18 protein-coding genes are annotated in these 16,836 nt (G+C 62.2%); 13 read left to right on the plus strand and 5 right to left on the minus strand.

Features of this window, described 5'->3' with window-relative positions; translation table 11 throughout:
* Nucleotides 1-39: 39 nt before the first annotated feature.
* The 4 genes from PCO31010_RS07845 to PCO31010_RS07860 all read left to right on the plus strand — a co-directional run bounded on the left by PCO31010_RS07845 (nucleotide 40) and on the right by PCO31010_RS07860 (nucleotide 3,288).
* Nucleotides 40-690, plus strand: coding sequence for a cysteine hydrolase family protein (locus PCO31010_RS07845; RefSeq protein ID WP_150664180.1), 651 nt, complete (start codon nucleotides 40-42; stop codon nucleotides 688-690).
* Nucleotides 691-741: 51 nt separating this feature from the next.
* A complete protein-coding gene (locus tag PCO31010_RS07850; protein ID WP_150663765.1) occupies nucleotides 742-1,638 on the plus strand; it encodes a LysR family transcriptional regulator in 897 nt (298 codons plus the stop codon).
* 95 nt (nucleotides 1,639-1,733) lie between these two features.
* Entirely contained in the window at nucleotides 1,734-2,597 is an 864-nt protein-coding gene (locus PCO31010_RS07855; protein WP_150663766.1) for a class I SAM-dependent methyltransferase, read from the plus strand.
* A 118-nt stretch (nucleotides 2,598-2,715) separates the two neighbouring features.
* On the plus strand, nucleotides 2,716-3,288 hold the full coding sequence (locus tag PCO31010_RS07860; RefSeq protein WP_150663767.1) for a DUF1993 domain-containing protein: 573 nt from the start codon (nucleotides 2,716-2,718) through the stop codon (nucleotides 3,286-3,288).
* 114 nt (nucleotides 3,289-3,402) lie between these two features.
* On the opposite strand, the gene PCO31010_RS07865 is transcribed toward PCO31010_RS07860, so the two are convergent.
* Both PCO31010_RS07865 and PCO31010_RS07870 read right to left on the minus strand, forming a co-directional pair.
* Complete coding sequence (locus PCO31010_RS07865; protein WP_150663768.1) at nucleotides 3,403-4,752, minus strand: epoxide hydrolase family protein; 1,350 nt, start codon at nucleotides 4,750-4,752, stop codon at nucleotides 3,403-3,405.
* A 26-nt stretch (nucleotides 4,753-4,778) separates the two neighbouring features.
* The gene (locus tag PCO31010_RS07870) at nucleotides 4,779-5,189 is read right to left on the minus strand and encodes an organic hydroperoxide resistance protein (protein ID WP_150663769.1); all 411 of its coding nucleotides are present in this window, start codon (nucleotides 5,187-5,189) and stop codon (nucleotides 4,779-4,781) included.
* Between the two features lie 177 nt (nucleotides 5,190-5,366).
* Between PCO31010_RS07870 and PCO31010_RS07875 the strand changes: the two genes are divergently transcribed.
* On the plus strand, nucleotides 5,367-5,825 hold the full coding sequence (locus PCO31010_RS07875; RefSeq protein ID WP_150663770.1) for a MarR family winged helix-turn-helix transcriptional regulator: 459 nt from the start codon (nucleotides 5,367-5,369) through the stop codon (nucleotides 5,823-5,825).
* A gap of 36 nt (nucleotides 5,826-5,861) precedes the next feature.
* Here the strand turns inward: PCO31010_RS07875 and PCO31010_RS07880 are convergent, their stop codons facing one another.
* The gene (locus PCO31010_RS07880; protein WP_039394366.1) at nucleotides 5,862-6,740 is read right to left on the minus strand and encodes a LysR substrate-binding domain-containing protein; all 879 of its coding nucleotides are present in this window, start codon (nucleotides 6,738-6,740) and stop codon (nucleotides 5,862-5,864) included.
* Between the two features lie 226 nt (nucleotides 6,741-6,966).
* Here PCO31010_RS07880 and PCO31010_RS07885 point away from each other — a divergent pair, with 226 nt between their 5' ends.
* The 7 genes from PCO31010_RS07885 (at nucleotide 6,967) to metC (ending at nucleotide 13,862) form a co-directional block, all read left to right on the plus strand.
* Nucleotides 6,967-7,800, plus strand: coding sequence for a transporter substrate-binding domain-containing protein (locus PCO31010_RS07885; protein WP_150663771.1), 834 nt, complete (start codon nucleotides 6,967-6,969; stop codon nucleotides 7,798-7,800).
* A gap of 15 nt (nucleotides 7,801-7,815) precedes the next feature.
* Complete coding sequence (locus PCO31010_RS07890; RefSeq protein ID WP_150663772.1) at nucleotides 7,816-8,508, plus strand: amino acid ABC transporter permease; 693 nt, start codon at nucleotides 7,816-7,818, stop codon at nucleotides 8,506-8,508.
* Nucleotides 8,509-8,510: 2 nt separating this feature from the next.
* Entirely contained in the window at nucleotides 8,511-9,203 is a 693-nt protein-coding gene (locus PCO31010_RS07895) for an amino acid ABC transporter permease (protein ID WP_150663773.1), read from the plus strand.
* A gap of 45 nt (nucleotides 9,204-9,248) precedes the next feature.
* On the plus strand, nucleotides 9,249-10,016 hold the full coding sequence (locus tag PCO31010_RS07900; protein ID WP_174984595.1) for an amino acid ABC transporter ATP-binding protein: 768 nt from the start codon (nucleotides 9,249-9,251) through the stop codon (nucleotides 10,014-10,016).
* A 50-nt stretch (nucleotides 10,017-10,066) separates the two neighbouring features.
* Complete coding sequence (locus PCO31010_RS07905) at nucleotides 10,067-10,663, plus strand: cysteine dioxygenase family protein (protein WP_039394382.1); 597 nt, start codon at nucleotides 10,067-10,069, stop codon at nucleotides 10,661-10,663.
* 250 nt (nucleotides 10,664-10,913) lie between these two features.
* Nucleotides 10,914-12,515 carry a rhodanese-like domain-containing protein gene (locus PCO31010_RS07910; RefSeq protein WP_150663775.1) on the plus strand — a complete coding sequence of 534 codons (1,602 nt, stop codon included), beginning with the start codon at nucleotides 10,914-10,916 and terminating at the stop codon, nucleotides 12,513-12,515.
* Nucleotides 12,516-12,608: 93 nt separating this feature from the next.
* The gene (gene metC, locus PCO31010_RS07915; protein ID WP_150663776.1) at nucleotides 12,609-13,862 is read left to right on the plus strand and encodes a cystathionine beta-lyase; all 1,254 of its coding nucleotides are present in this window, start codon (nucleotides 12,609-12,611) and stop codon (nucleotides 13,860-13,862) included.
* Nucleotides 13,863-13,913: 51 nt separating this feature from the next.
* On the opposite strand, the gene blaPNC is transcribed toward metC, so the two are convergent.
* Nucleotides 13,914-15,140, minus strand: coding sequence for a PNC family class C beta-lactamase (gene blaPNC / locus PCO31010_RS07920; RefSeq protein ID WP_150663777.1), 1,227 nt, complete (start codon nucleotides 15,138-15,140; stop codon nucleotides 13,914-13,916).
* Between the two features lie 543 nt (nucleotides 15,141-15,683).
* Between blaPNC and PCO31010_RS07930 the strand changes: the two genes are divergently transcribed.
* Entirely contained in the window at nucleotides 15,684-16,217 is a 534-nt protein-coding gene (locus PCO31010_RS07930) for a DNA-binding protein (RefSeq protein WP_150663778.1), read from the plus strand.
* Nucleotides 16,218-16,379: 162 nt separating this feature from the next.
* Here PCO31010_RS07930 and PCO31010_RS07935 read toward each other — a convergent pair whose 3' ends face one another.
* On the minus strand, nucleotides 16,380-16,781 hold the full coding sequence (locus tag PCO31010_RS07935) for a DUF3331 domain-containing protein (protein WP_174984488.1): 402 nt from the start codon (nucleotides 16,779-16,781) through the stop codon (nucleotides 16,380-16,382).
* Nucleotides 16,782-16,836: the final 55 nt, after the last annotated feature.

Genomic DNA, 16,836 nt, shown 5'->3' on the forward strand with positions numbered 1-16,836 from the left:
AAAGCCCTGAAACTCGCGACGATCGGACTGTCGCTCTCGATGGCGGCTTCCGTCGCCACTGCGGGCGAATCGAAAAAATCGCCCGCACCGACGATCCGCGCCATGCTCGGCGCGACGCCCGTCGATCATCTCGATCCGAAGCGCACGGCAGTGCTCGTGATCGACTTCCAGAACGAATACTTCACCGGCCGCATGCCGATTCGGGACCGCGCGTCGGCGCTTGCCAATACGCAGAAGTTGCTAGCGCTGGCGGATCGCACCGGTATGCCTGTCATCCAGATTCAGCACGTCGCCCCTGCTGGCGCCGCTGTCTTCGCCAAGGATGGCAAGACGGTGGGCTTCGCGCCGGGCGCTGCGCCGCGCGCTCGCGACATCGTATTGCAAAAGACGTCCGTCAGCGTCTTCGCGAGTACGGATATCGATGCGCAGCTCAAGAAGCTCGGTGTCGATACGCTGCTGATCACCGGCCTGATGACGCATGCGTGCGTCGCAGGTGCGGCACGTGACGCGGCCCCGCTGGGCTATCGCGTCGTGGTAGCATCGGACGCAACGGCAACCCGTGACATCGTGCGTGCCGACGGCACTCGTGTGAAGAGCGACGCACTGCATCGCGCGGCCCTCGCGGAGATCGAAGATACCTTTGGCGACGTTATGACGACCGGGCAGATCCTTAAGCTGCCGGTGCGCTAAACCCGGTCCCAGCGCCAATCCCTTGCTTCAGCGGCTCGACGGCTCGACGACATGGATCAATTGCTGGCAATGCGCATCTTTCACGCACTCGTCGAAGCACGCAGCTTCTCGGCGGCGGGTGAGATGCTGGGCATGTCGCATTCGAGTGTGTCGCGTCAGTTGAAGCAGACGGAAAGTGCGCTGGGTGTGGCGCTGGTCAATCGCAGCACGCGTCAGTTTTCGCTCACGCCCGCCGGTGAAAGGTATCACCGGCATTGCATCGATATCATCGCGCGCGTGGACGCCATGACGCACGCCATGACCGACGAGCGCGAACAGCCCAGCGGCCCGTTGCGCGTGACGGTGCCGCTGGCCATCGGCACGCTCGAACTTCCCTCATGGTTGCCTGCGTTTCGTCTGCGCTATCCGGATATCGAGCTGATGCTGTCATGCAGCGATCAGTACGTGGATCTGCTCGCAGAAGGGTTTGACGTCGCGCTGCGGATCAGCGGCACGCCGTTGGCCGACAGCAGCCTTCAGGCAAAATTACTGACGGCATCGGAGACGGTGCTCGTCGCGTCTCCCGGTTATCTCGCGCAAGCGGGACTACCGCGCACGCCGGAAGCCTTGGCGTCGCATCAGTGTCTGCGCTTTGCAAGGGCCAATTCGCCCGACGCCTGGACGATCACCGCGCCGGACGCGCAGATACATCGTGTATCGCTCTCTGACGCATTCGCCACCGACGCCATCACCGCGCTCTTCGCCGCAGCGCTCGCAGGGACGGGCATCGCGGCATTCACCGAGCGCACGGTGCGCGCCGAACTCGCGCGCGGCACGCTCGTGCGCGTGCTGCCGCAATGCACGCTCGGTCGCAGCCACTATTACGCGCTTTATCCGCAAACACGCCACGTCAATCCGAAGGTGCGCGCGTTCATCGGCTTCATGGCCGAGCACTATCGCGAGTCGTGAGCGCACCAGTGGCGCGCTGAGCGCGACGGCCAGACAAACTTGCGCACCTCGTGCAAGAATCCGGGAATTCGCTCCGATCCCGCGAGGCTGTTCTCATGACCGATCCGAAAGACATCGCCCCCGAAAGCACCGCCGCACGTGTGGCGCTGTGGCGCGCGTTGCATCTCGAAGTCGACGCCGAGCCACCTGTGCTCGCCGATGACGTCGGCCTGCGTCTGCTCGCGCCCCCGGACGACTGGCGCGAGCGCGGCGACATGCATCCGGCGTTCACACGGCCGTTTCGCGCGTCCATCGTCGCGCGTGCACGGTACATCGAAGACCTCGTCATCGCCGAAATGAAGCGCGGTGTGCGGCAGTACGTCATTCTCGGCGCGGGGCTGGACAGTTTCGCGCAACGTCATCCCGAACTCGCCGGATCGCTCTCGATTTTCGAAGTCGACAAACCGGGACCGCAGCGCTGGAAACACGACCGTCTCGTGGCTTTGGGCTACGGCGTGCAGGACTGGCTGCATTTCGTCCCCGTGGATTTCGAGGCGGGAGAGTCGTGGCGCGACGCGTTGTTGCAGCATGGCTTCGACGCGAGCCAGCCCGCCGTGATCGTTTCGACGGGTGTGAGCATGTATCTGACGCGTGAAGCCAACGGGGCGACGTTGCGCGAGGTGGCGTCGTTCGCGGGCGACGGATCGACGCTGGCGATGACGTTTCTGTTACCGCTGGAAATGGCGGATCCGGAGGTGCGTCCCGGGTTGGAGATGGCCGAGAAAGGTGCGCGCGCGAGCGGCACGCCGTTCATCAGCTTCTTCACGCCGGACGACATGATGGCGTTCGCTCGGGAGAACGGCTTTGCCGACGCGCAACACGTGTCTGCCACCACACTCACAGCGCGGTACTTCGCCAACCGTACCGACGGCCTGCATCCCCCGGCGAACGCCGAGGAGTTGCTGATCGCCACGACGTAGTGCGAAGGTCGAGCAGTTTTTTCGATGTCCTGTACTGCGAAACGTGCGTGTTCGCGATATGCTGCCCCGGCGGTGCGGTTTGCCGCACATATTCAGAAAAGTCCACCGGAGGGACCGCATGACGCTGACTGAACTTCTCATCCCTACATTCCTGCACATGCTGCGTGGCCAGTCCGCGTGGCTCGACAAGGCGGCCGCGCACGAGCAAGCGCAAGGCAAGGACGCCGATGCGCTGATGACGCTGCGTCTCGCACCGGACATGTACCCGCTCGCCGCGCAGGCGCGCTTCGCGAGCTACCTGTCTATGGAGCCGGTGCATCGTCTGCGTGGCGAACCCATTCCGGAAGCGACGAAGGAGATTCAACGCGAGGGCTGGAACAGCGCCCAGCGTCCCGGCACCTTCGCCGAAGCCAAGGCGCGCCTTGCCACCGCCATCACATTCCTCGAAGCGCTGCCGGGCAACGCGCTCGACGCCGGTGAATACATCGATATCGCGCTTGAGTTGCCCAACGGCGTAGTGTTCGACATGACCGGCGAGCAATACGCGCGCGACTGGGCGCTCGCGCAGTTCTACTTCCACACCAATACGGCCTACAGCATCCTGCGTCAGCACGGCGTGGAACTCGGCAAGGGCGAGTACGTGGCGCATGCGCTCGCGTACCTGCGTCCGGGCACGCTGCCCAAGGGCTGAGTACTCCCTGGCGGAATGGACAAAGGGCGGAAGCTTCTCCGCCCTCCGCCCTCCGCCCTTCTCGCTTCTCACGTCCTACTTCTCGCGATACTCAAAACACACAACGCAGCGCGATCAGCGCACCTGCCTGAACGCCAGACGAAGATCATGAGTCAGCGCGTCCGGTTGCTCCCACGCAGCGAAGTGCCCACCCTTGGCCGGACGGTTGTAATAGATCAGGTTAGGGAATGCCTTTTTCGCCCAGCTCTCCGGCGCTTGATACAGCTCGTCCGGGAAGGCGCTGACGGCGACCGGGATCTTGATGCCCTTCGGCGCGAAGAACGCAAACTTGTTCTCCCAGTACAGCCGCGCTGACGATACCGCCGTATTCGTGAGCCAGTACAGCGTGATGTTGTCGAGTACGTCGTCGCGCGTCAGACCTTCCTGCTTACCGTCGAATACGCGTGCAATGAGTTCGTAGCTGCGCGCATCGTGGTCCAGCATCCATGCCGCCAGACCGACGGGCGAATCCTCGATGCCGTACAACGTCTGCGGACGTGCCGTCATCTCCTGCGCATAGGCGAGGCCATGCGAGTAGAAGAAATCGAGTTGCTCGTAGGCGCGCTTTTCATCCGCCGACAGATTGGCCGGTGCCGGTTTGTGGGCGTCGAGCGAGCGCTGGATCTCGTCGGGCACGGCACCGGGCATGTTCGTGTGAATCGCCAGGAGTCCCGCCGGCGCTTGCACGGCCATCTGCTCGGTCACGGCATCGCCCCAGTCGCCACCCTGCGCGACGTAATGCTGATACCCAAGCCTGTGCATCAACTCCGCCCATGCTCGGGCAATGTGCGCCGGGTCCCAGCCCAGTTCGTTGGGTTTGCCCGAGAAGCCATAGCCCGGCAGCGAAGGAATCACGACGTCGAACGCGTCGTCGGCGCTGCCGCCGTGTGCCGTCGGATTCGTGAGCGGATCGATCAGCTTCAGTTGCTCGATGACCGACCCCGGCCACCCGTGCGTCACGATGATGGGTAATGCGTTCTTGTTCTTTGAGCGCACGTGGATGAAATGGATGTCCACGCCATCGATGTTCGTCACGAACTGCGGCAACGCATTCAGCTTCGATTCCACGCGACGCCAGTCGTAGTCGTTCGCCCAGTACTGCGCCAGCTTCTTCATCGTCTCCAACTGCACGCCCTGCGTGCCGTCGTTCACCAGTTCGCGGCTCGGCCATTTGGTGGCGGCGATGCGCTGGCGCAAGTCCTTCAACGATTGCGCCGACGCATGGAACTGGAAAGGACGGATCGACGTGTCGATGGCTTGTGTCGACGCGCCTGCCGCAGGCGTTGTCTGCGTCACTTCAATCGGCTGCGCCGCATTCGCCCATGCGGGCATGGAGAGGCCGATGGACGCGAGCGCAGCCGTTACCGCCAGCGCACGCATCGAACGCGCAGGACCGGCGCGACGGGGGAGTTTTGCTGAATGCATTTTCTGTGTCTCGGGGGGAAGAGGCGTCAGACGAGATTGAGTTCGACGTCGATGTTGTTGCGCGTGGCCTTCGAGTACGGGCACGTCTGGTGCGCAGCGTCGATGAGCGACAGGGCGACGTCGCGCTCAAGTCCCGGCAGGCTGACGTTCAGGCGTGCCTTCAGGAAGTACGCGCCGTCTTCATTGGCGAGATCGACTTCGGCGTCGACGGCCGTGCCGACCGGCAGTTGAATCTTCAACTTGCCAGCGGCGAGCCCCATCGCGCCAATGAAGCAGGCGGACCAGCCCGCAGCGAAAAGTTGCTCAGGGTTCGTGCCGGGACCGCTCGATCCGGGCGACGACAGTTGGACGTCGAGCTTGCCGTCGGAACTGCGGGCCGAACCGTCGCGGCCGCCGGTGGTGTGGGTTTTGCCGGTGTAGAGGATCTTGCTAGCCATGATGTTTTCCTTTCGATTTGGGTTGAGATTGCCTGCGAATCTTATTTTATTCGCATCCGATTTGATCGGATGCGATGAATAATGCGATAGGCGAAATCAAAAGTCAACACCTTCCGATTAAATCGGATGCGATGTATATTGTGACGAAATCGAACGAACCCACGAGAACTGAACATCATGAGCAAATCGAAGCCCACCGAGACCGCGTTGCCAAACCTCAGCGACTTCATGTGTTTCGCGGTGTACTCGGCCAATCTGGCCTATGGGCGTGCCTACAAGTCCATTCTTGACGAGCTGGGTGTGACCTATACGCAATGGATTGCGATCGTGGCGCTGTGGGAGGAAGACAATGTTTCCGTCAAACGGTTGGGCGAGAAGCTGTTCCTGGAGTCGAACACACTCACGCCTATCCTGAAGAAGCTCGAAGAACTCGGCTATCTGCGTCGTCGGCGCGATCCCGCCGACGAGCGGCAGGTCATCGTCAGCCTGACCGAAGAAGGGAAGCAACTGCGCAAGAAGGGTGCACAGCGCGATCTGATTGCGGCGACCGGTCTCGATCCCGAGGAATTCGACCGCACGCAAAAGACCATCGCGAAAATGCGCGACAGCCTGCTCAAACACGCTAACGGCGATTGACCGGCCGAGCGTCGTCGGCCCCGCATCGCGCTTGCATCACTCGCCGATCAAAAACGGCGGCCCGAAGCGCGTCGCAATGTGTTCCGTCGACTCGAACAATTCGCGCAAGACCTGACTGGTGCACGTCGGTTGTACGTAAAGATAGAACGCGACGTCGGGCAGACGCGGCAGCCCGTCGGCCTCCGAGAGCACGCGCATGTTGGCGTCGAGCAATTCGGTGGTGCGCGCTGTCACGCCAAGGCCTGCGCTGATCGCAGCCTTGATGCCGGTGAGCGTCGGTGAGATGAAGCTCGTGCGCCACGCAATGCCCGCCGCATTCAGCCGTTCGATGGACAGACGTCGGAACAGACTCAGCTCGTCCGCCATCACGAGCGGCACGGGGGCCGACGAGTTGAAGATGAAGTCGTCGGCGCAGATCCACACCATCGGCGAGGTGCGCAACTTGATGCCGGGAAAGCCTTCGTCGTAGCGCGTCGAGATCGCGAGATCGAGTTCGTTGTCGCGCAGCGCGTCCATCAGATGCGGGCTGCGTCCGACGATGATCTCCAGCTGCAATTCCGCCGAGAGTTTCGACAGCCGTCGCAGCATGCTCGGCAGAATCGACTCCGCCACATCGTGCGGCGAGCCGATGCGCAACTTCTCCGCCGGTCCACGCGTTTGCATGACCTGCACCGCCTGATCGTTGAGCGCGAGAATCTTGTTGGCATACGCGACGAGACGCACGCCGTCCGTCGTCATCGTCTTCTGCCGCCCCTGCTTTTCGAACAGCGGGCAACCCATTTCCTGCTCAAGCCGCTGCATCTGCTGCGTGATGGCCGATTGTGTACGACCCACGCGCGTGGCCGCCGCCGCAAACGTTTCATGCTGCGCAATTGCGACGAAAGTCCGCAGCAGATCGATATCGAGATTTCGCATGGTCGTCCGCCCAGATACTTCAGAAACGTTAATGTTTCCCGGATAAAAATTAAATTGTTCTGAGCAATTTTGGTGGATAACCTGCCTGACACTCAAGCAATATTTATGTGACCGGGGGTGGAAGCCGGCATTGATCGGTCCCCCGCTAATCGATTCGCGTCATTTGCTTTCGCGCATACGACAATGAATCGACACCCTTCGGTCAAACCCAAGGAGACTCAGGATCATGTGGCAACGACACCTTGCTGGCGCGCTGTTCGCAACACTCGCCATGACGGGCATCACGAACCTGGCACACGCCGACCAGTTGGCTGACATCAAGGCGCGCGGCACGCTCGTTTGCGGCACGCAAAACGCCAGCGAACCGTACGCCTTCCCCGATGCCGCCACGCGCAAGATCGTCGGTTTCGACGTCGACGTGTGCACCGCGCTCGCGAAAGGCCTCGGTGTGAAGCTCGAACACCGCGCCCTGTCGACCGACGCCCGTATCCCCGAACTCAAGACGCGTCGCGTCGATGTGCTTGCCGCTGCCGTCGCCTGGATGCCTGCCCGCGCCGCGCAGGTCGACTTCAGCGATCAGTACTTCGTCGCCCCGATTCGCGTGTTGGTGCGCGCCGACTCGCCGGTGCAGACACTCGATCAGCTCTCGGGCAAGAAGATCGCCGCCTCGGAAGGCTCCAGCTCGGCGGCGGTGTCGGTGACGCGCCTGCCCGACTCGAATCTGCTGACGTTCCACGACATCTCGTCGGCGTTCCTCGCGCTGCAACAAGGCAAGGTCGAAGGGCTGGTGGCCGGACAACTGATCCTTGCGCGCTTCGCCAACGAAGCGGCAGCCAAGGGCGGACAGCAATACCGTCTGCTGACCAAGCCGGTGTTCGAAGAGCGCTGGGGCGTGGTGATGAACAAGGGCGAGCCGGCGCTGCGTGACGCCGTGAACAAGATTCTGGTCGACTACGACAAGACGAACGGCTTGCAGGACAGCTTCGAGAAATGGCTCGGCAGCAAGTCCGTGTACAAGTTCACGCGCGACTACAAGGTCGAGCCGATCAAGGTGCAGTGAGCGAGACGTCGCACAATGTTCGATCTCTCGTTTCTGCTTGAAGACGGTTACCTGAAGCTGTTTCGCGACGGCGTACTGACCACGCTCAAGCTGTTCGTGGTCTCGGGAATGCTGGCCATCGTCGTGGGCATCGTGCTCACGACGTTGCGCGCCCTGCCGGTGAAGCTCTTCAAGGGCTTCGTGATCGTGGTGGTGGAGTATCACCGCAACGTGCCGGTGCTGGTGCAGATTCTCGTCTGGTACTTCGGCGTGCCGCAATTGCTGCCGGACGGTCTGCGCGACTGGATCAACGCGGGCAACACCGAGTTCTTCTTCGCGACGGTCGCGCTGGCGCTCAACGCCGGTGCGTTCATCTCGGAAGACCTGCGCTCGGGCCTGCGTGCGATTCCGCATACGCAGCAGGAAGCCGCGTGGTCCATCGGTCTCACGTACTTGCAGTCGTTCCGCTACGTGATCCTGCCGCAAGGCATTCGCGTGGCGCTGCCTGCGTTGCTCAACCAGTCGTTGCTGCTCTTCAAGAATAGCTCGCTCGCGATGGCGATCGGTGTGCATGAGTTGCTGTATCGCACGCGTCAGATCGACAACCTGACGTTCCGTACCTTCGACGTGTTTCTGGTGGCCACGATTCTGTATCTGATCGGCACGCTCGCGCTCATGGCGCTCTCCGAGCACTTCTCCAAGCGCCGCACGGCGCCCTCGGGAGTCTGACGATGTTCGAGATTCTTCACGACTATCTCGCACTGTTCCTCGTCGGCAGCTGGCCCAACGGACCGCTCGGCGGTGTGGCAATCACGCTGATTCTGTCGGCGCTGGGTTTGGTGATTTCGTTTCCGATTTCGGTGGTGATCGGTCTGGCGCAGGTCTCGCCGTGGCGCTGGATGCGACGCCTCGCCGGTATCTGGACACGCTTCGTGCGTGGCATTCCGTTGCTGATGATCATCTTCTGGGCGTACTTCGCGGTGCCGTTGCTGGTGGGCGCCGAGGTCTCGGCGTTCACTACGGCCGTGTGCGCGATCATCGTCTACGAAAGCGCGTTCCTGTCGCAGATCGTGCGCGCAGGTCTCGAAGGGCTGCCGCGCGGACAGATGGAAGCCGCGCGCTCGAACGGCCTGTCGTGGCTGCAAAGCATGCGTTACGTGCAACTGCCGCAGGCGCTCGCGAATATGCTGCCGTCCATCGTCAACCAGTTCGTGTCGATCATCAAGGCGACGTCCCTCGCCTACGTGATCGGTGTGCCGGAACTGACGTACTCGGCGGCGCAGGTCAATACGATCACGCTGACCAAGCCGCTGCAAACATTCCTCGTGCTCGCAGCGTTCTATTTTGTGTTGTGTTTCGCCATTTCCCGATTCGCAGGCTGGCTGGAGCGACGTATCGCCCGCCAGCGTGCGGGACTGGCGTAAGCGCAGGATTCAAGACGGTTTAAGAAGGAGAGCGCGATCATGACCATGCTCGCATTCGAAAAAGTCGACAAGTTCTACGGCGAACATCATGTGCTCAAGGGCATCGACGCGACCATCGGGCGCGGCGAAGTCGTTGTGGTTTGTGGCCCGTCCGGCTCCGGCAAGTCGACGCTGATTCGCACGGTGACACGACTCGAAGCCATCCAGAAGGGACGCATTCTCTTCGAGGGCAAGGACGTCAATGCCCGCGACATGAAGATCAATCAGTTGCGCGCACGCATCGGCTTCGTCTTCCAGAGTTTCAACCTGTTTCAGAACCTGTCGGTGCGACAGAACCTGATCCTGGGGCCGACGAAGGTGCTCGGCATGTCGCGCGACGAAGCGGTCGCGCAGGCCGAAGCGCTGCTCACGAAAGTGGGCCTCGCCCACAAGATTGACGCGATGCCCGCGAACCTCTCGGGCGGCCAGCAGCAGCGCGTGGCCATTGCGCGAGCGCTGGCGATGAAGCCGCCGCTCATGCTGTTCGACGAACCGACGAGCGCGCTCGATCCGGAGATGGTGCAGGAAGTGCTGCAAGTCATGCGCTCGCTCGCGGACGAAGGCCTCACGATGATGATCGTCACGCACGAAATGGGCTTCGCACGCGACGTGTCGAGCCGCGTGTGGTTCATGGATCAGGGCCAGTTGCTCGAAGACGCACCGCCGTCGGAGTTCTTCAGTCAGCCGAAGCACGCGCGTGCGCAGAGATTCCTGCAAGACGTGCTGCGGCCGTCGCCGATGATCAGCGTGCCGCGCGATGCGGTGCCTGCCTGATCGCGTCCCCTCACATAACAAAGCAAAGCACTACGGAGAAGACTTTCATCATGTCCACGACTCAACTTCCCGAACAACGTCAGGCCGCTGTGAGCGACGCCATTGCCGCCATGAAGGCCGCGCTGGCCCCGGCGGGCGAGACGCGTCCCGCACTGGCCGAAGTGCTCGAACAGGTCAAGGCGCTCGCCGCACGCACCGCGCTCTGGAGCGAAGCCGACTTCCCGCCGCCGACCGACGGCGAGCTGCAAGCGCGCTATCTGATTCATGAAGATGCCGACAAGACCTACGCTCTGTATCTGAACGTCATGCGTCCGGGCAAGAAGATCACGCCGCACAACCACACGACGTGGGCGTGCATCGCGGCGGTCGATGGCGTGGAATACAACTACGTCTATCGCCGTACCGACGACGGCAAGACGCCCGGCGTCGGCACGCTCGAAGTGAGCGACACCGTCGTGGTCGACCCGGGCCACGGCATTGCGCTGGCGTCGGACGACATTCACGCGGTCGAGATTCAGGGCGACGCGCCGATCCGCCATCTGCACATGTACGGCCGTGCGCTGGAGACGCTGACCGAACGCATCACGTTCGATCTCGCCAAGGGCACGTACCAGGTGATGGACATCGGCGTGAAGACGCGCCGCTGATTCCCTGGCTTCGTCACCTCTTGACCTCCTGACCTCTTGATGCAGCACTGACCGTCGGCACACGTATCGCCGACGGCAAGCGACAAGACTCACCGACGGCGCGACTCTGTTCGCGTCACCCGAAGCACACCGCCCATGCCACTGGCACGAGCGGTGCGGGCCTGCTCATGCCTACGTTTTCGCGTGCCTTCGCGCGCGCTGACATGCGGCAGGCGAAATTGATCAACGACCTAACGTTACGACACCGGCTATGACTTCGTTCACCCCTCATTTTGTGTCGCCAGCCCTGCTCAAGGACTGGCTGCACGACGGCACCGAGATCGCCGTGTTCGACGTGCGCGAGCACGGCCAGTACGGCGAAGCGCATCTCTTCTACGGCGTGACGCTGCCCTACAGTCGTCTTGAACTCGACATCGTGCGTCTGGCGCCGCGTCGCGACGCACGCATCGTCGTCTACGACACCGACCAAAGCGTGGCGGTGCTGGCGGCGCAGCGTCTCGATGCGCTGGGTTATTCGGATGTGTACGTACTGGAAGGCGGCACGCAAGCGTGGCAAGCGGCGGGTTTTACGCTGTTCGCCGGGGTGAACGTGCCGTCGAAGACGTTCGGCGAACTCGTCGAGATGGCGTATCACACGCCGCGTGTCACGGCGCGCGAGTTGGCGGCCATGCGTGAGCGCGGCGACAACGTGGTGATTCTCGACGGACGTCCCGTCAACGAATATCTGAAGATGACGATTCCGTCGTCCATCTGCTGCCCGAACGGCGAACTGGGTTATCGCATTCGCGATCTGGTGCCGGATACGACCACGCCCATCGTCGTGAATTGCGCGGGTCGTACGCGCAGCATCATCGGCGCGCAGACGCTCATCAACCTCGGCATCCCCAATCCGGTGATGGCGCTGGAGAACGGCACGCAGGGCTGGTATCTGGAAGACCTCCCGCTGGAGCATGGCAGCACGCGTCGTTATCCCGACGCCGTGTCGCCGGCCAGCGTCACGCAAATGCGTGAAGCCAGCGGTGCGCTCGCCGAGCGCTTCGCCGTGCCCGAAGTCGATGCGTCGACGTTCGCACAATGGGCGAAGGATACGTCGCGCACGCTGTTCCTGTGCGACGTGCGCACCCCCGAGGAATATGCCGCAGGCACGCTGCCGGGGGCGCAGCATACGCCGGGTGGCCAATTGATTCAGGCGACGGATCAGTACGTGGGTGTGCGTCATGCGCGCGTGGTGCTGTTCGACAACGACGGCGTGCGCGCACCCATCGTCGCGAGCTGGTTGCGTCAGCTGGGTCACGATGCTTACGTGTTGCGCGACGGTCTTAACAGCGGGGCATCGCTGGCTGCGCCGACGCCGGGTGTTGAGACGACGCTGCCGGAGATCGACGTCGCGACGCTGAAGACGGCACTGGCCGATGGCAGCGCGACGGTGATCGACGTGCGTCCGAGCATGAGCTTCCGCCGTGAGCACGCGACGGGTGCGCGATGGGCGATTCGTCCGCGTCTGCCGAAGCTGCCCGCGTCCGGCAATGTGGTGCTGATCGCCGACGAGCGCGGGGTGGCCGAGTTGTTCGCGGCGGATTGGCGTCGTGAAAACGCGCAGGATTCGCGCACGTTCTCGTTGCTTGCGGGTGGGTTCAAGGCATGGGCTGCTGCCGGACTGCCTGTCGAAGCGACGCCAGACTCGCCGCCGGACGCCGATTGCATCGACTACCTGTTCTTCGTGCATGACCGTCACGATGGCAACAAAGCGGCTGCGCGTCAGTATCTGGCGTGGGAAACCGGCCTGCTCGCGCAACTGGACGAGCATGAGCGCGGTGCTTTCCGTATTGGTGACGCCGCCGTCGCCAAGTAAGCTGTGACTTTCGGCGCGCAGGTGACCGCCCCGGTCCTGCGCGCCAGTGCTGCTTGACCTGAACCGTCCGAACCGCTCTCTCTAAGCCAGACCATGTCCCGACAATCCCCCCCGTCTTCCTCGCCTGATTCGTCCACGCCTTGCGCTGAACACGATGCGCCGCAGCATGGCCGCTCGGGTCGCGTTGCAACGCGCCTTGTTAAGGGCGGTATGGATACTGCCGTCATTGGTGGTCGTGCCGTCAACCCGCCTGTGGTGCGTGCGTCCACGGTGCTGTTCGAATCGATGGATGACCTGAACGATGCGCGTCGTCGTCGTGGCACCGAGCGCATGTTCACGTACGGCGCGCGTGGCAACCCGACGGGCTTCGCGCTCGAAGATGTCGTCGCCGGGCTGGAGGGCGGATATCGTGCGCGACTGTTCCCGACGGGGCTGGCGGCGATCTCGATGGTGTTTCTTGCCTATGTGCGTCCCGGCGACCATGTGTTGATCGCGGATTGCGTGTATCAACCGGTGCGCCATTTCGTCGAGACGTTCCTCAAGCCGTGGGGTGTGCACGTCACGTTCTTTCGTGCGGACGGTAGCGACGCCGCCGAGCACATGACCGCGCGCACGAAGATGATCTACGTGGAAGCCCCCGGCTCGCTCGTCTACGAGATGTGCGACATTCCGGCGCTGGCCGATCTGGCGCATCGCCACGGGGCGCTGCTCGTTGCGGACAACACGTGGGGATCGGGCGTGCAATGCCGACCGCTGATGCTCGGAGCGGACATCTCCGTGATGGCCGCGACGAAGTACCTGAGCGGCCATTCCGACGTGATGATGGGCACTGTCACCACGACACAGGAAGTCTGGCAGACGCTCTCGACGATGGCCGACGCGCAAGGCGTGGCCGTGAGTCCCGACGATGCTTATCTGGTGTTGCGTGGCACGCGTACGTTGGCGGCGCGTCTGGCGATGCACGAGCGCAATGCGCTGGAGGTGGTGCATTGGCTGGATGGATTGCCCGATGTCGCGCGTGTGTTCTGTCTGGCACTGCCGACGGACCCGGGGCACGCGTTGTGGCGTCGGGATTGTCTGGGCACGAACGGGCTGGTGTCGTTCGAGTTTGCCAACGCGACGCCCGTGCAGGCGGACCGCTTCGTCGATTCGCTGAAGCTTTTCGGCATCGGTGCGTCGTGGGGCGGCTTTGAGAGTCTGGCGACGGTATCGAACGTGGTCGGCACCCGCACGTGCGAAGACTGGTCACATGCCGGTCCCATCGTCCGTCTGCACATCGGTCTGGAAGATCCGCAGGATCTGATCGATGATCTCGCTGCGGCGTTTGAGACGGTGTTTGGGAAGTGATGTACCGGTCGCGCGCGGCGGGTTGGCGCGCGACCTAACCGAGCTGCGCGATTACTTCGCAGGTGCTGCCGGTGCGGGACGGCTGCCGTCGAGCGTCGTCAGAATCTGATGGGCGGCGCGCAGCCGTTCTTCCATCGGGTAATTCTTGTTGGCGAGTAACACGATCGCCATCTGCTTCGACGGGACGAAGGCCACATACGTGCCGAACCCGCTCGTCGATCCCGTCTTGTTGACCCACGACACCGGCGCCGGTGCCATCGGTGGCGTGAGTTCGCGCGCAGGGGTCGATTCCGTCGACATCCGCGTGGAGTTGCCCTCGATCAGCGCTTCGATCGTGACGGGATACGGATACTGTTCCCACGCGAGGTCTTGCGTCATCGGCGCATCGAAGAAGTAACTTGTGCGCGTCGCGTAGATCGCGTGACGCAGACGCCGGTCATAGACCGCCTCGCCGAGGTTGGCGTTGACGAAGCGCAACAGGTCGGAGGCGGTTGTCTTCACACCGTATGCCTCCTGCTCGAACACACCGGGCGAGACGCGAATCGGCTTGCCGTTCTTATATCCCCACGCGTAGTTTGCTTGCTGATCTTCCGGCACCTTGATGAAGGTGTGCTTCAGGTCGAGCGGCTTGAAGACGTGATCCGACATGAGCGTGGCGAAATCGCCGTGCATGGCCCGAGCGGTAATCCAGCCGAGCGCGCCGATGCTGATGTTCGAGTACGTGCGCGCGGTGCCGGTCGGCTGGGCGGGCTTCCACGCTTTGAGGTATTGCGTCATCTCCTCGATGTTGGTGACGTTGTCCGGCACTTGTTGCGGCATGCCGCCGGTGGTGTGCGTGCCGAGATTCAGCAGTTTGACGTCGCCGAACGGCGTGCCCGCGAACTCGGGGGCGCGACGGCTGACTTTGTCGGTCAGGGAGAGTGAGCCCGCGGCTTGCGCGTACGTCGCGAGCGTAGCGGTGAACGTCTTGCTGACGGAGCCGATCTCGAACAGGGTGTCGTCGGTGACGGGCTTGTTGGCGGCCTTGTCTGCGACACCGTAATCGAAGACATAGGACTGCCCGTCGAAGATGATGCCGACGGCCATGCCGGGAATGTCCTGACGCGTCATCAGCGGCGCGATGGTCTTATCGACGAGCGATTTGATCTCGTCTTGCCGGGGATTCGTCTGAACTTGCGCACCGGCCTCGGCGGCATAACTGCGCGCACTGAAAGCCATCCAGCTAATAGCGGCGGTCGCCGCAAGGGCGGCAAACAGGGTGATATGGGGTTTGGTCATCGACGCTCATCTCCGTTGAGGGCTCACCGGGGCGTACATTCTGCATCGCCGTGAGCTGTGGACGAAGCGTAAACCCAAAGGGGATCGGGTTTGTGGTGGTTGCATGTAACCGTTGTAACGGTTGCAACGCTCTGTTGAACTTACGTTCGTGCTCGACGGCATTTCTCAAAATGCCTAAGTTGTCGTTTGACAACCGTTGACGTCCTGACTAACCTTTCGCAGTTGCCAATGATTCGCCCGAGACACTCCAACAAGGATATAGAGAAAGCCATTTGCTACGCCGAGGCGCGTGGCTGGGCAGTGAAGGTACGCCCCGGAAGGGGGCACGCGTGGGGGTCCTTGTTTTGCCCCGACAACGATTCCACCTGTCGCAACGGTCGATTCTGCATCAACAGTATTTGGTGTACGCCGAAGGATGCTGACGATCACGTCAATCAATTGAAGCGCGCAATCGACAACTGCGTGAGAACCAAGAATCTAGAAGCTCCGCAAGATACGGAGTCGGCCAAGTTCTTGAGTGAAGCTTCTTGAACGAGATACCCGATGAAATACGAATTCACATTGACGTACAAATTAGATCCGGCGGATTCGGATCTGGATGATTTGATCGAGCGTTTAGGCGAAGCGAGATGCACCGATGCACTGGTAGGAATGGGACTCGCCGGGCATTTGTGTCTTGATTTCACCCGTAATTCCACATCTGCCGAACAAGCGATGCTAAGCGCGATCTCCGATGTAAATCGCGCGATTCCGTCCGCGAAACTCGTTGAGGCGGGGCCGGACTTTGTTGGACTGACCGACGCCGCCGATCTTGTCGGTGTGACACGACAAAATTTGCGGAAACTCATGGTTATGCATTGGGCTGCATTCCCTTCGCCAGTCCATGCCGGGAGTACGTCGATTTGGCACCTTGCTCTAGTCCTGCAATTTCTTGAGGCGCGCAGGTACAAGTTCGGGCGCCCTTTGATTGATATCGCAGTAGTCGCCATGCAGGTGAACCGCGCCAGAGAAGCCGTGCTGATGGGACAGCCCGTCGACGCCAGATTCGCCACGGCCAACCTTGGATTCAAGGCGTGAGCGCCGACCTTGACTCGAAGGCCTCAACCGCACTCCCGATTGATTTTGGAAAGACGAAAAAAAACCGCCCTCAAGGGGCGGCAACACGCTGAAATCAAACAGGGGGAGGGGGGAACTACTTTTCAGCGCGCGGGTATGAACGGTAGAAAGTGTGGCGTGCGATTACAGCGCCGGTTCGGGTTCGCGGTTCTCGGCCTCGCGCATGACGCGGATCGCTTCGGCGGAGATCATCGCATCGGCGTTGAGCGGCGGGATGTCGCCGAACAACGGGCGATAAACGAAATCGCCCACGTCGATGGTCTCGTTCGTCAACGCGCATACGCCCGGATGGTGCGCCTTGCGGATGCGCCAGATCTGCGCGCCGTAGTTGCCGCCGGTGGCGTCGTTCCACGACACCGTGATCGTCAGCTCGCTGGAAATCTCCAGCACGCGCACGATAGGCGCGCGGCGCGTGTACGGGATCACCGGTCGGCAGACGACCGGCTCGGCGTCGAGCATGGCAACGGTGTGCTGCCACACGCCCTGATCACGCGATGCACGTGACGAGCGTGAGGCACGAGACATCGGTGCGGACACCGACGAAGAAGAGGACGCTGCGGTCCCAGAGGCGCGGCTGCTG

The sequence above is a fragment of the Pandoraea commovens genome (assembly GCF_902459615.1).
Lineage (GTDB): Bacteria > Pseudomonadota > Gammaproteobacteria > Burkholderiales > Burkholderiaceae > Pandoraea > Pandoraea commovens.